This is a genomic window from Prochlorococcus marinus str. MIT 9201 (assembly GCF_000759955.1).
In the GTDB taxonomy this organism is placed as follows: Bacteria; Cyanobacteriota; Cyanobacteriia; order PCC-6307; family Cyanobiaceae; genus Prochlorococcus_A; species Prochlorococcus_A marinus_G.
In genome coordinates this window covers 172,748-186,135 of record NZ_JNAL01000018.1, presented here as the reverse complement: position 1 = coordinate 186,135, position 13,388 = coordinate 172,748, and the positions used below count along the sequence as shown (strand labels likewise).

Sequence of the window (13,388 nt, the reverse complement as noted above, 5' to 3'; positions counted from 1 at the left end):
AGAATTGCTTGTTTTAAGAACAGTAATTAGAACAATTAAATTATTCCTCACATAAAAAATTTATTATTTAATTGATTTTCGTTCTATAAAATTAAGATATATTTTTGTTTGTACCTTTTAAATTACACAATTCAGTAAATTCTAGTCATCCCACATATCCTTTTTCTCTTGATCTGTATTATTTCTTTCGAGTAATTCTATTCTTTGTTTTTGCGAATCTATTTCTGTTTCACGTACGTTTTTATCGTCAATGTATTGTGTTTGTATTTCTAGGATAATTATTTCAAATTGATCTGCAAAAAAATCTGACATTTCTCCCCATGCTTCCATTTCCTCTTCTTTTCCAATAGTATCGTTTATCTGATGAGAAATAATTTCTAGTACATATTGCTTAAGGTCTTGATGACTCATCGATTCAATTTTTTTTTGAATGTATAGCTCTTTGAGTTTTTCTAGTTGTTTTTTTGATAAATCAGAATAGATAATAGACTTCTTTTTCATAGATACTTAAATTTTTTTTAATATAGTCAAAATTATTAGTTTAAACATTTAGGAGAAATGAAAAAATCTGAACTATGTTAATTCCTCTTTGACAACATAGGATCACAATTTAATTCTATTTTTAGATGCTTTAAAAATGAAAATTTGAATTAAATATTTTTCAAATTTAATCACTATTTTTCCTAATTCCCCTCTGATTATTAAGAAAAAGTAAATAGAATCGAAAGAAATTGTGAAATTTAAACTTTTTTAAAATTTGCAATTTCTTTCTAATCCATTGCTATAACTTAGTTAATTGATAAATCTATATGATAAAATTGTTTACATTAATTCAGCAATCTTTATAAATTCTTGAGAGAATCATATTATCAAAACTTAATCTTTACTTAATAGTCTATCAATATGAAAATTTCAATCCTTCTAATAGAAGACGACCGTGATATGCGTGATTTGGTGGCGAGACATCTCGAACATTCTGGTTTCGATGTCCAAAAAGCTGAAGATGGCATTAAAGGACAAGCATTAGCTCTTCAATATTCACCAGATTTAATACTCTTGGACTTAATGCTGCCAAGTGTTGATGGATTAACTTTATGCCAGCGACTTAGAAGAGATGAAAGAACATCAAATATTCCTATTTTGATGATAACCGCATTAGGTGGTCTCAAAGATAAGGTCACTGGGTTTAATTCTGGAGCAGATGATTACATTACTAAACCATTCGATCTAGAAGAATTGCATGTACGCATAAAAGCATTATTGAGAAGGACCAACAGAGCACAATTGAATTCAAGTAACCAGCAAGAAATATTAAACTATGGCCCTTTAACTCTTGTTCCTGAAAGGTTTGAAGCTATTTGGTTTGAATCTCCTGTAAGATTAACTCACCTTGAATTTGAATTGCTTCACTGTCTTTTGCAGAGACATGGTCAAACTGTTTCTCCATCATTAATTCTCAAAGAAGTATGGGGATATGAACCTGATGATGATATAGAAACAATAAGAGTTCACATTAGACACTTACGCACTAAATTAGAGCCTGATCCACGTAAGCCTATATATATAAAAACTGTATATGGTGCAGGATATTGCCTTGAATTACCAATTGGTTCTCAAGTTGAAACTGCAAGGCAAGAGTTTATTCAAGCAAAAAATCCTGATTTGATAAATTCTGCCTTAGATTAATCTCTTATATTTTCTATTGAAATTTTTAGAAAGGTTGTTTCCCATGCTAACTTTGGTTGAATATTTTTTTTTAAAAGATATTTTAAATTTTCAAGTCTTTTAACTAGAATGATGTTTTTGGTTTTTCTCCACCAAATAGTTTGAATTAAATTGACTAAAAAAATCTGTTGATAAATTTCTAATTTTTCAGATATTAATTTAGATATTTCTAATATTTCCAGACTATTTTTTATTGGAGAATTTAATTTACTTATAATTTCATCTGAAAAATCATTCCAAATTTCAATATTTTTCAATAATTGATTTGGAGATCCATTTGCAGAGTTTATTAAATCTTCGAATTTTAATTTCGTATTAATTTTTAATTTAGAAGTATCTAAATAATCGTTAAAAATAGACTCTATTTGTTTACTAGAAAAGGATCTAAATCTGACAATTTGACATCTTGAAATAATCGTATCTAAGAGAAGATTTAGTTTAGAAGTTAGTAAAATAAAAATGCCATTGCTAGGTTCTTCTAAGGTTTTTAAAAGGCAGTTTGAGGCTGCCTCGTTTAGGAGGTGTGCATCAATAATTAAAACAATTTTTTTTTCTGAGTTTATTGATTTCTGGCCAAGAAAAGTTTTGATATTACGTATTTGAGCAATCTTAATAATCTCAGATCCACTTTTAATTGTTTTTTCAAGATCGGAACTTCTTGAATTTTTAGCTGCTAAAAGAGATTCAGGTTCGATAATTAGAAAATCAGGATGGTTATTTTTGGTAATTTTCTCTTCAACATTCTCGCTTTGTGAAGATTGTTTGAAAATATCTTTTATAAATTGAAGAGCAGTTTGCTTTTTCCCTACTCCTTCAGCACCATAAAATATGTAACCATTAGCAAAAGATTTGTTTTTAATTATTTTGCTCAGAAAGGTATTGACTTCTTCATTAAATAAAAAATTATTTTTTTTAACCTCAATCATTTTTTATTAGAAAAATTGTTCAGTATATTCTCTTTAATTTGATTAGAAATAGTTTTAATATTTTGTGAGGCAGATATGACAGTCCATTTTTTTTCTTTGGCTATTATTTTGAAGCCTTCATTTACTTTCTGTAAAAATTTAATTCCTTCTGATTCTATTCTATCAGGAATTTCATTTTTTCTTCGGAATAAACTTTCTTCTGGAGAAATTTCTAAGAAGAAAGTTAAATCAGGAGATTCTCCTTGACATACAATAGATTCAATATTTTTAATTATTTCTAAATTTATATTTCTTCCATAACCTTGATAAGCCAGGGTGGAATCGGAAAATCTATCACTTATAACCCAATCATTATTATTTAAAGCAGGTGAAATAATTTTGGAAACGTGTTCAGCTCTATCTGCTGAATAAAGCAATAATTCCGCAAGTGATGAGGGCTTGTTATTTTCATTATTATCAAGAATCAGTCCTCTAAGTCTTTTTCCTAAATTACTCCCTCCCGGCTCTCTTGTTGTGATTAATTTAGACCCTTTCTTTAGTAGACCACTATTAGGCAGCCATTTAGATAGTTCTTCTATCTGAGTAGTCTTTCCACATCCATCAATACCCTCAATAACGATAAATTTTCCTTTCATTTATTCCAAAGATAAAGCATTAATTACAACAGTAATGGAGCTAGTAGCCATCAATAATGCTGCTATTGAGGGAGTAAGAAGAATACCGTATTTAGGAAATAAAATGCCGGCGGCTATAGGTATAGCTAGTAGGTTGTAACCAAAAGCCCATGTTAGATTTTGTTTTATTTTTCGTATAGTTTTTTTTGCAAGATTAAGGGCGTAGGGTAATCCATTTAGTTGATCTCCCATCAATACTACATCTGCATTTGCCTTGGCTATTTGAGTTCCTGAACCAACTGCAATTCCTAAGTCTGAGGATGCCAAGGCTGGAACATCATTTATACCATCGCCAATCATTGCCACTTTATTATTTATTTTTAAACTTTCTATAATCTTTAGTTTCATTTGAGGAAGCAGACCCCATTTGACTTCTGATTCTTTACAACCAATTTTTTTTGCTAAAGCTAAAACTGTTTGTTTTCTATCGCCACTTAATATATTAATTTTAAAATTTTTTTCTCTTAAATTTTGAACCGTTTTAATTGAATCGTCCCTGAGTAAATCTCCTAACAAGATAAAGCCTAAAAATTTATCTTTGATACTTACTCCAATGATAGTGTTCGTTTTTGTCTCTTCATTTTCAATGACTTTTTGTGCATTACTATCAATAATTATTCCTTTGCTTAGTAGCCATTCAATATTTCCAATATTTATAAGTCCATCAATTGAATCAAGTTCTCCAGAAATACCTCTACCTGAATGGGTGAAAATTTTTTTTATTCTAAATAAGCTTAAATTTTGTTTTTTTGCCTCTCGAATTAAGGCATCTGCGATTGGATGTCTGCTTTCTTTTTCTAGACTGGCAGCTATTTGTAATAGAAATGAATGATCATTATTATTTTTATAATCAACAATAAAAGGCTTACCTTTTGTTAATGTACCTGTCTTATCAAAAATAATGTGATTAATTTTTGAAGCCATTTCTATTTTGTCCCCGCCTTTAAATAAAATCCCTTTTTTTGCTGCTTTACCTGATGCGACTGTAATTACAGTTGGAGTAGCTAAACCTAATGCACAAGGACAAGCTATTACTAAAACAGCAATTGACAGTTGAATTGCTAAACTTAGAAAATTTTCTGCATTACTACCAAGCGAACTATGAAGTGTGTGGCTTGAGTGAGTTATGAATTGATTATTTTGACTTAATAAATCAGGCCAAATGTTTCTTGCCCCCTTCCACCAAAAGAAGAAGGTTAAAGTAGCAAAGATAAGAACAAAGTAAGTGAATTTTCCTGCAATTTCATCGGCAATTCTCTGAATAGGAGGTTTGCTCGCGTTTACAGATTCAATAAGACTTACTAGTTTTGCAAGAGAAGAATCTCCTCCAACCTTTTGGACTTTAAGTCTAAGAGTTGAATTAAGATTTAAAGATCCACTTGATAGATTTTCGCCTTTTTTTACTTCGATAGGTTTCGATTCTCCCGTAATATGAGAAACATCAACATATGAATTTCCTTGCGTAACAATGCAATCAGCAGGTACTCTGTCTCCTGCCAAAACTTGAATCTCTTGATCGGGTTTTAAAGTATTTACTCTTATTGACTTTATTTGATTATCTTCTGTGTAGATATTTGCCATTTCAGGTTGAAGATCTAACAACTCTCCAATTGATGAACCAGTTTGGTATTTTGCTCTTTCTTCTAAGAAACGCCCAATTAGAATAAAGCCTAACAACATAACTGGTTCATTAAAAAAACAAGGAAAACCAGTGGTAGGGAATATTAAGGATAGAAGACTAGTTGTATAGGCGCTAGTTACTCCAAGAGCTACTAAAGAATCCATATCCGGACGGTTCTTTATAAATGATTTAAACCCATTAATAATTATTCCTCTGCCAGGAAGTAATAGAGCTAATGTTGCTAATGAAGCGTGAAAAAAAATATTACCTAATATTGGAAAATTTATATATCTTCCCTCTGCTAGATGACCCAAAACTGAAAATAATAAAAGTAATAGGGCGAATGTTAGTTTTTTCCATTGGTTATTCCACTTCTTTTTTTTTTCTAATTCTGCTTTATTAATTTTTTTTGAAAAATCGTTTATATAAATTTTTGAAGGGAAACCATTCTCTTTTAAATTTTCGAGAACTGTTTCTATTTTGAAATGTTTCTGAGTGATTTCAAAATAGGCACTTTCAGTAAGTAAGTTAACAGAAACATTTTCAATACCATCGGAATTATTCAAAATTTTTTCAACGGTGCTAACACAACCTCCGCACTTCATTCCTTTAATGCTTAATTGAATGCTTTCCATATTTTTTCACGATAGAAGCAAATTAATGCTTAATCTCATTTTTAACTATAATAATAAATGTTATAGACTTTTTAAATAGTTATTTTTTAAATTACTATATTAATTTTATTAGATTTAGAGCAGTGCCTAGTAATCAAAACAGAGACAATTTTATTGATAAAGCTTTTACTGTAATTGCTGAATCTATAGTAAAAATAATGCCTATTGCAGAGAAAGAAAAAAAGGCATATATCTATTATAGAGATGGCCTAGCTGCACAAAATAATGGGGATTATTCGGAAGCATTAGAGTATTACAAAGAGAGTTTACTTCTTGAAGAAAATAAAATTGATAGGGGTGAGACATTAAAAAATATGGCAATTATATATATGAGTAACGGTGAGGAAGATTTGTCAATTGAAACTTATGAAAAAGCATTAGTAGAAAATCCCAAACAGCCATCATGCCTTAAAAATATAGGTTTAATTTATGAAAAAAGAGGAAGATTTGCTGAACAGAATGGTGATTTAGATCAGAGAGATATTTGGTTCGATAAAGCTGCTGAAGTCTGGTCTAAAGCAGTGAGACTATATCCAGGTGGTTATCTAGATATTGAGAATTGGTTGAAAAACTCAGGAAGAAGTTCAATTGATATGTATCTCTAATATTTTTACTCTGATAAAGAATAGTCAAATGCTTCTCTAATATTTGAAATCTCTTTGATATTTATTAAATTCTGAAAATTATTATTCAGTTCCTCCTCTAATTTTGGCACTATGATATTTTTGATCCCTAGTCTTACAGCCTCTTCTATCTTTGTTCTAAGGTTATTCGATTTTCTAACCTGACCGCTCAGACCCAATTCCCCAATAAATGAGCTACTGGTCAAAGGAGGAATATTTTTCAAACTTGATAAAATTGATATTGCTACAGCTAAATCAGATGACGGATCGTTAATCTCAAAACCCCCACCAGTAGCTATATAACAATCAAATTCAGATAATTTTATCCCTACGTGTTTTTCAATAACAGCTAAAATTTGATGTAATCTATTAATGTTAATTCCAGTTGTAGTTCGTCTTGGGTTGCTGTAGAAAGTTTTATTTACCAGCGCTTGTATATCAACTGCTAATGGTCGACTGCCTTCATTTGTAATCGTAGTTGTTACACCTGAAATATTTTCTTTATTTGTAAAAATTGAACTCGGATTTTTTATCTCTTTTAAACCCTCTTCAAGCATTTCAAAAATTCCAATTTCAAAAGTCGATCCAAATCTATTTTTTATACTTCTTAATAATCTGTGTGAGGAAATATTATCTCCTTCAAAGTTTATTACTGTATCAACTAAATGTTCTAGAGTTTTAGGACCAGCTAAAGCTCCATCTTTGGTTACATGACCAATTATTAGAAGCGCGATATTATTGTCTTTGGCAAGATTTTGTAATTCAGATGAACATGCTCTAACTTGAGAAACTGATCCTGGAGAACTTTCCATCTCATGATTATGTATGGCTTGAATACTATCAATAATTGCGAAATTTGGATTTACACGTTTGATCTCTTCAATAATTATGGATAAATTGGTTTCTGCAAAAATTTTTAAATCGATACTGTTTTGTTTTAATCTTTCCCATCTAATTTTTACTTGTTCTAAAGATTCTTCTGCGGTTATATATAAAACTTTCTCATTGAGAGATATTTTTCCTGCTGATTGAAGAATTATTGTGCTTTTACCTATGCCAGGTTCTCCTCCAAGTAAAACAACAGACCCAGGTACTATTCCACCTCCAAGAACCCGATCAAATTCCGTAAAACCACTTGTAAATCTTGATATTTTTTTTGATGAAATTTCATTAAACGGTATAGATTTCTTATTATTTTTAATATCTTGAAATTTAGATCTCTTGCTTTTAATTTCTTCAACAATGGAATTCCATGAGTTGCAATTAAGGCATTTCCCGAAGTACTGAGAAGTTTCAGTTCCGCAATTTTGACAAATAAAAGTCGACAATTTGCTAGACATTTAGTTTTTGAATGAAGTAAAAGAACTATAATGTTTGGGATATTGCCCCTCTACAAGTTAGATTAGGATAATAATTAATTCTCTTACTGATTAGCTAATAGAAACAAATGGCTCTATCTAGTCAAACTAAAGAAACAATTCTTGTCGCAGATGATGAGGCAAGTATTAGAAGAATTCTGGAGACGCGCCTCTCCATGATTGGCTACAAAGTTGTAACTGCAAGTGATGGTAAAGAAGCACTAAAGTTATTTAAAGATTATGAGCCTGATTTAGTCGTGCTCGACGTTATGATGCCAAAGTTAGATGGCTATGGAGTTTGTCAAGAATTAAGGAAAGATTCTGATGTTCCAATTGTTATGTTAACTGCATTAGGAGATGTTGCAGACAGGATAACAGGTTTAGAATTAGGGGCTGATGATTATGTTGTGAAACCATTTAGTCCTAAGGAATTAGAAGCTAGAATTAGATGCGTTTTAAGAAGAATTGACAAAGATCAAATTCCTGGAATGCCTAATTCAGGATTGATTTTGGTAACTGATATAAAAATTGATACAAATCGTAGACAAGTTTTTAAAAGCGATGAGAGAATTAGGTTAACTGGTATGGAATTTAGTCTTTTAGAGCTTTTGGTAAGCAGGTCAGGAGAGCCATTTAGTAGAGGAGAGATTTTAAAAGAGGTTTGGGGATATACGCCTGAGAGACATGTAGATACAAGAGTAGTCGATGTTCATATATCAAGATTAAGATCAAAACTGGAGGCTGATCCAGCAAATCCTGAATTGATACTAACAGCAAGAGGTACAGGATATCTTTTTCAAAGGATTGTGGATATTGCTCCTTTTGACGGCAAATAAATGGGCAAAGAGAGTCTACAAAAAATTAATAAGCCCAGGGCTATCAGAAGATTAGTTATTTGGTATAAAAGAAATTCGGCTGTAACTTCAATAGTAGATACTGCTGCTAGTTCTGCGATAACAGCTAGTAATGTGGCAGGAAATGTAGTTTCTGGCGCTGGGGCTGTTGTGAGCACAGCTAGTAATGTTGCTAGTAATGTTGCTGGTAATGTGGCGGGTAATGTAGTTTCAAGCGCCGAATCTGTTGTGAATACTGCTAGTAGTGTTGTTTCAAATGCTAGTTCAATAGCTAAAAATACATTACAGCCTTTAGTTTTTGACCCTTTAAAAAGATTACAAAATAACGATAATATTCTAGATAAAGAAGTTGATTCACAATCTAATAGAATTTGGATTGCAGTTGATGGTATGGGTGGAGATTATGCTCCCGGCCCAATCCTGGAAGGATGCCTTGAAGCGATTAGCAGATTTCCTATCAACATAAAATTTGTTGGCAACCTTGAAAAAGTAAGAATTGCAGCAGAAAAAAATGGTTTAGGAGAATTACTTGAAAAAGAAATAGAAAATAATCGTCTTGAGTTAATTGATAGTGGAGATCCTATAGGGATGAACGAAGAAGCTACTGCAGTCAGAAAAAGGAAAAATGCAAGCATAAATGTTGCAATGGATTTAGTAAGGAATAATAAAGCACAAGCTGTTTACTCAGCGGGTAATTCGGGAGCAATGATGGCTTCTGCCATATTTAGAATTGGAAGATTGAAAGGGATTGATAGACCCGCCATAGGTGCATTATTTCCGACAAGGGATCAAACTCGTCCTGTATTAGTTTTAGATGTTGGTGCAAATACTGATTGCAAACCTTCCTATCTTCATCAGTTTGCTCTTCTAGGTAATATTTATGCCAAAGATGTCTTGCAAGTAAAAAAACCAAGAATTGGTCTTTTAAATATCGGAGAAGAAGAATGCAAAGGTAATGAATTATCTCTTAAAACATTTAAACTACTATCTAATGAAAAAAGTTTTGACTTCGGAGGTAATTGTGAAGGTCGAGATGTATTATCAGGTAGTTTTGATGTAGTCGTCTGTGATGGTTTTACCGGTAATATATTATTAAAATTTCTTGAATCTGTAGGAGGGGTTTTATTGGATATTTTGAGATCTGAGCTTCCAAGAGGAAGGCGAGGAAAAGTTGGTTCGGCTTTTTTAAAAAGTAATCTCTTAAGAATAAAGAAAAGGTTAGATCATGCCGAACATGGCGGTGCCTTATTGCTTGGGGTAAATGGTATTTGTGTGATAGGTCATGGCAGCAGTAAGTCTTTATCGGTCGTTAGTGCTCTTCGATTGGCTCATTCTGCAGTGAATCATAACGTTATGGAAAATTTAAATCAACTTCAAAAGCTTCAAGTTTTAAATTCCTAAAACATATTGCGTCAAATTTATGTTTGACTTATATAAGTAACTAAAAACTCTTTTGGAAGAAAAAAAGTTTAATCAGATTGGAGTCTCATTTAAAGGAAGTGGAAGTTATGTGCCTGATCAAATACTAACTAATCAAAAAATCAGTAAAAAGGTAGATACGAGTGATGAGTGGATAAAATCTAGAACTGGCATTTCTGAGAGAAGAATTTCTAGCTTAGGAGATAATGTGACTGATATGGGTTACAAGGCTGCACTAAATGCGATTGAAAAGGCTAATTGGGATGTTAATACAATTGATTTAATTGTTTTAGCTACTTCTACTCCTCATGATTTATTTGGTTCGGCGCCTTCCATTCAAGCTAAATTGGGTGCCTCCAATGCTGTAGCTTTCGATTTAACTGCGGCATGTAGTGGTTTCTTATTTGCCTTAATAACAGCCTCACAATTTTTAAAGGGAGGAAATTTTAAACGAGCTGTTGTTATCGGTGCAGATCAATTATCAAGCTTTGTTGATTGGAATGATAGAAGGAGCTGTATACTTTTCGGAGATGGTGCGGGCGCATTAGCAATTGAAGCTACAAATGAATTTGATAATTTCATAGGTTTTAATATGAGAACTGATGGTGAGAGGGGTTCTTTTCTTAATCTTCCATTCAAAAATGATAGGGATTCAATAATTGATAATATTGATTTTTTAAGAGGCGGTTTTTCTCCAATACAGATGAATGGTCAGGAGGTTTATAAATTTGCTGTTAAAGAAGTTCCCATAATTCTTAAGAAGTTGTTGAAAGAAACGAACTATAGTTCTGAAAGAGTTGATTGGCTTGTATTGCATCAAGCCAATCAAAGAATATTAGATTCTGTAGGAGATAAGTTAAAAATTCCAAGAGAAAAAATTCTTAGCAACTTAGAAAAATATGGAAATACTTCAGCAGGAACAATTCCTCTAATGATCGACGAGGCGATTAAAAACAATAAAATTAAACAAAATGATATTATTGCCACCAGTGGTTTCGGTGCTGGGTTAAGTTGGGGTGCTGCCCTCATTAAATGGGGTTAAAAACAAAATAGGAGCATTATGACAGTTGCATGGGTATTCCCTGGACAGGGTTCGCAAAAAATTGGGATGGCAAAACAAGTTGAAAATTTACCTAATACAAAGGAGAGGTTTAGTTATGCTTCTGAGGTATTTGAGAGAAATTTATTTGAAATTTGTGAGTTAAACTCTGAACCAGAAAATCCTCTTAGTGATTTAAACAATACAAGCAATACACAAATTTGTCTTTTTTTAGTTGAATCGATTTTACTGGACGCACTCAAAGATAATGGTTTTAAGCCTACCTATGTTGCTGGTCATAGTCTTGGAGAAATCACTGCACTTTATTGTGCTGATGTTTTTTCATTTGAAGATTGTGTATCACTTATAAAAGTAAGATCTCAATTAATGGTACATGCTGGGAAAGGATCTATGGCAGCAGTAATTGGTTTTGATAGGGATCAACTTGAATTATTAGTACAAAAAATTGATGATATTGTAATTGCGAATGATAATAGTTCCTCTCAAGTTGTCTTATCAGGTTCTAATGAAGGGTTAGATAATATATCGAATCAAATTTCTTGTAAAAGATTCCTGAAATTAAATGTTTCGGGTGCATTTCACTCACCATTTATGGATGAGCCTTCAACACAATTCTCTGAGTATTTAAAACAAATTAAGTTTAAAAATCCTTCTTTTCCAGTCATAAGTAACTATGAACCTTCACTTTGTAGTGATCCAAATGAGCTTAAAATTAGACTTGAAAAACAAATGTGTAATGGGGTAAGGTGGCGCGAAACAATGGATTTAATGGCAAAAGATAGTGATCTTCATATTGTAGAAATTGGCCCTTCTAATGTACTTAGCGGTTTAGGAAAAAGACATCTTAAGAATGTAAAAATTTCTCAAGTTTCATCTGCTGATCAAATAACCTATTAATTATTATGAAAAATAATTTTTTTCAAAAATTAATATATCAATTAGTTAGCAAATTTTTTGTACTACCTATTTATAGATTTGTTTTTAAAGGGCATTTAATAGGCAGAGAAAATATTCCCCAAAAAGATTGTTTTATAATGGTTTCTAATCATGGTTCTTTACTAGATCCCCCTTTATTAGGACATGCTCTTGGACGCAATATATCTTTTATGGCAAAGGCAGAACTTTTTCAAATACCTTTTCTTGGCTTCGTTATAAAGGCTTGTGGAGCTTATCCTGTTAAGAGAGGAATTGTTGATAAAAATACAATTAAAACTGCATGTAATAAATTATCAAATAATAATTGCATTGGAATTTTTATTGATGGCACCCGTCAAAAAAATGGGAGAGTTAATAAGCCAAAGCAAGGTGCTGCTTTATTAGCATTTAAAAATCAAAAATTATTATTGCCTGTTGCAATAGTTAATTCACACAAACTTATAAGATTTAAATTTTTTATACCTTTCTTTTCAAAAATAATTATTAAAGTTGGAAAACCTATTCAACCGCCACAAAGCTCATTAAAAGATGATTTAAATTCTTTAACAAAGGAACTTCAAGAGAATATTAATAATTTGATTGGGTGAATACTTAGTTAATTGGAGAAATAGGGTAAAGTGGCAGAACTTTTTGCCATGAATCAACATTTGCATTTAATAAATTTTTATTTGATAAATCTAATAATTCTATTAAATCTTCTTCATCCTTATAATCAGCCTCAAAAAAAAGTTCTTTACTTTTTAATTCTTTAATAACTTTTGGTAAAATTGTTTCTCGAATGACTAGGTTTGCATTGTTTCCTTCGATATTGCAAATCTCATATTTACCTGCAATAAAACCCTTTCTTTTTAATCTTTTGTAAATCCAGAATGATTTTCTGTTTGCATTAACATTATTTTTTGATGCAATCCTTTTTGCCATTATTTGAAATGCACTAAAACTGTCTAGAGGGCAATTTATTTGTTGTGAGATAGTTCTAGCTAAAACTACAATAAGTCTTGAAGCATTAAAATTTGCTGGCCCTATACTGACGGATATCTTGTTTACTTTTTGTAAATTTTTTTTTGAAATGAATTTGTTTAATTCAACAATCAAGTTGTTGCACAAGTCATTATCAAATTGTTTTATAAAAAATTTATCAGAATCAATGTTGTTATTTTTTCTATATCCAAAGCCAAAAGAATTGTCTGTACTATGTATTACTAAGGTATGGTAGTTTTGTATTCCTTTTAGATTATGAGTCATATATTACCCTTAAACAGGTAATTCTAAACCTGGATTGATTTTAGACCACTTACCATATTCTTCAATAAAACTTCCGCAAGATTGAACATCCCAATCTGTTTTGTAATCGCCGTTATTATCTTTTACTATTGATACATGTATGTATGGTTTTAGTGCCTTAAAATTAGGCACATCGCAAATATTATTAACACCATGATTATTTTCAACATCATGATATGTAATACATCTATCAACCCATTTACAATTAATGCAAATGCACATAATCAATAATTA

Annotated in this window: 14 protein-coding genes; 7 read left to right on the top strand and 7 right to left on the bottom strand. The window is 31.3% G+C overall.

Annotation, left to right across the window (positions count from 1 at the left end; all coding sequences use genetic code 11):
• Positions 1-141: 141 nt before the first annotated feature.
• Positions 142-501: a DUF7326 family protein gene (locus EU95_RS00615; RefSeq protein WP_032522951.1), complete on the bottom strand. Its 360-nt coding sequence runs from the start codon at positions 499-501 to the stop codon at positions 142-144.
• 402 nt (positions 502-903) lie between these two features.
• Between EU95_RS00615 and EU95_RS00620 the strand changes: the two genes are divergently transcribed.
• Positions 904-1,686 carry a response regulator transcription factor gene (locus EU95_RS00620; protein ID WP_032522950.1) on the top strand — a complete coding sequence of 261 codons (783 nt, stop codon included), beginning with the start codon at positions 904-906 and terminating at the stop codon, positions 1,684-1,686.
• Here EU95_RS00620 and EU95_RS00625 read toward each other — a convergent pair.
• From EU95_RS00625 to EU95_RS00635, 3 genes are read right to left on the bottom strand one after another with little or no spacing between them, the layout of a single operon-like run.
• Positions 1,683-2,651, bottom strand: a complete 969-nt coding sequence (locus EU95_RS00625; RefSeq protein WP_032522949.1) for a DNA polymerase III subunit delta' — start codon at positions 2,649-2,651, stop codon at positions 1,683-1,685. The two genes, EU95_RS00620 and EU95_RS00625, sit on opposite strands and share 4 nt — an antisense overlap.
• On the bottom strand, positions 2,648-3,286 hold the full coding sequence (gene tmk / locus EU95_RS00630) for a dTMP kinase (RefSeq protein ID WP_032522948.1): 639 nt from the start codon (positions 3,284-3,286) through the stop codon (positions 2,648-2,650). Before tmk ends, EU95_RS00625 begins: the two co-directional genes overlap by 4 nt.
• Positions 3,287-5,581: a heavy metal translocating P-type ATPase gene (locus EU95_RS00635; RefSeq protein ID WP_032522947.1), complete on the bottom strand. Its 2,295-nt coding sequence runs from the start codon at positions 5,579-5,581 to the stop codon at positions 3,287-3,289.
• A 122-nt stretch (positions 5,582-5,703) separates the two neighbouring features.
• Between EU95_RS00635 and EU95_RS00640 the strand changes: the two genes are divergently transcribed.
• A complete protein-coding gene (locus EU95_RS00640) occupies positions 5,704-6,225 on the top strand; it encodes a photosystem I assembly protein Ycf3 (protein ID WP_032522946.1) in 522 nt (173 codons plus the stop codon).
• A 5-nt stretch (positions 6,226-6,230) separates the two neighbouring features.
• Here EU95_RS00640 and radA read toward each other — a convergent pair whose 3' ends face one another.
• On the bottom strand, positions 6,231-7,583 hold the full coding sequence (gene radA, locus EU95_RS00645; RefSeq protein ID WP_032522945.1) for a DNA repair protein RadA: 1,353 nt from the start codon (positions 7,581-7,583) through the stop codon (positions 6,231-6,233).
• Positions 7,584-7,690: 107 nt separating this feature from the next.
• Here radA and rpaB point away from each other — a divergent pair, with 107 nt between their 5' ends.
• Genes rpaB through EU95_RS00670 form a run of 5 tightly spaced genes read left to right on the top strand, consistent with a single transcriptional unit; the run spans position 7,691 to position 12,457 of the window.
• Entirely contained in the window at positions 7,691-8,437 is a 747-nt protein-coding gene (gene rpaB / locus EU95_RS00650) for a response regulator transcription factor RpaB (RefSeq protein ID WP_032522944.1), read from the top strand.
• Positions 8,438-9,856, top strand: a complete 1,419-nt coding sequence (plsX, locus tag EU95_RS00655) for a phosphate acyltransferase PlsX (RefSeq protein ID WP_032522943.1) — start codon at positions 8,438-8,440, stop codon at positions 9,854-9,856.
• Positions 9,857-9,908: 52 nt separating this feature from the next.
• Positions 9,909-10,916 carry a beta-ketoacyl-ACP synthase III gene (locus tag EU95_RS00660; RefSeq protein WP_032522942.1) on the top strand — a complete coding sequence of 336 codons (1,008 nt, stop codon included), beginning with the start codon at positions 9,909-9,911 and terminating at the stop codon, positions 10,914-10,916.
• 18 nt (positions 10,917-10,934) lie between these two features.
• The gene (fabD, locus tag EU95_RS00665) at positions 10,935-11,831 is read left to right on the top strand and encodes an ACP S-malonyltransferase (protein WP_032522941.1); all 897 of its coding nucleotides are present in this window, start codon (positions 10,935-10,937) and stop codon (positions 11,829-11,831) included.
• 5 nt (positions 11,832-11,836) lie between these two features.
• On the top strand, positions 11,837-12,457 hold the full coding sequence (locus EU95_RS00670) for a lysophospholipid acyltransferase family protein (protein ID WP_032522940.1): 621 nt from the start codon (positions 11,837-11,839) through the stop codon (positions 12,455-12,457).
• Between the two features lie 4 nt (positions 12,458-12,461).
• Here EU95_RS00670 and EU95_RS00675 read toward each other — a convergent pair whose 3' ends face one another.
• Together EU95_RS00675 and EU95_RS00680 are read right to left on the bottom strand one after the other, a co-directional pair.
• On the bottom strand, positions 12,462-13,115 hold the full coding sequence (locus EU95_RS00675; protein WP_032522939.1) for a molecular chaperone: 654 nt from the start codon (positions 13,113-13,115) through the stop codon (positions 12,462-12,464).
• 9 nt (positions 13,116-13,124) lie between these two features.
• On the bottom strand, positions 13,125-13,376 hold the full coding sequence (locus tag EU95_RS00680; protein ID WP_032522938.1) for a Ycf34 family protein: 252 nt from the start codon (positions 13,374-13,376) through the stop codon (positions 13,125-13,127).
• Positions 13,377-13,388: the final 12 nt, after the last annotated feature.

Coding starts and splice junctions, on each gene's coding strand:
- EU95_RS00615 (WP_032522951.1), bottom strand. CDS start 501: ATGAAAAAGAAGTCTATTATCTATTCTGATTTATCAAAAAAACAACTA.
- EU95_RS00620 (WP_032522950.1), top strand. CDS start 904: ATGAAAATTTCAATCCTTCTAATAGAAGACGACCGTGATATGCGTGAT.
- EU95_RS00625 (WP_032522949.1), bottom strand. CDS start 2,651: ATGATTGAGGTTAAAAAAAATAATTTTTTATTTAATGAAGAAGTCAAT.
- tmk (WP_032522948.1), bottom strand. CDS start 3,286: ATGAAAGGAAAATTTATCGTTATTGAGGGTATTGATGGATGTGGAAAG.
- EU95_RS00635 (WP_032522947.1), bottom strand. CDS start 5,581: ATGGAAAGCATTCAATTAAGCATTAAAGGAATGAAGTGCGGAGGTTGT.
- radA (WP_032522945.1), bottom strand. CDS start 7,583: ATGTCTAGCAAATTGTCGACTTTTATTTGTCAAAATTGCGGAACTGAA.
- rpaB (WP_032522944.1), top strand. CDS start 7,691: ATGGCTCTATCTAGTCAAACTAAAGAAACAATTCTTGTCGCAGATGAT.
- plsX (WP_032522943.1), top strand. CDS start 8,438: ATGGGCAAAGAGAGTCTACAAAAAATTAATAAGCCCAGGGCTATCAGA.
- fabD (WP_032522941.1), top strand. CDS start 10,935: ATGACAGTTGCATGGGTATTCCCTGGACAGGGTTCGCAAAAAATTGGG.
- EU95_RS00670 (WP_032522940.1), top strand. CDS start 11,837: ATGAAAAATAATTTTTTTCAAAAATTAATATATCAATTAGTTAGCAAA.
- EU95_RS00675 (WP_032522939.1), bottom strand. CDS start 13,115: ATGACTCATAATCTAAAAGGAATACAAAACTACCATACCTTAGTAATA.
- EU95_RS00680 (WP_032522938.1), bottom strand. CDS start 13,376: ATGTGCATTTGCATTAATTGTAAATGGGTTGATAGATGTATTACATAT.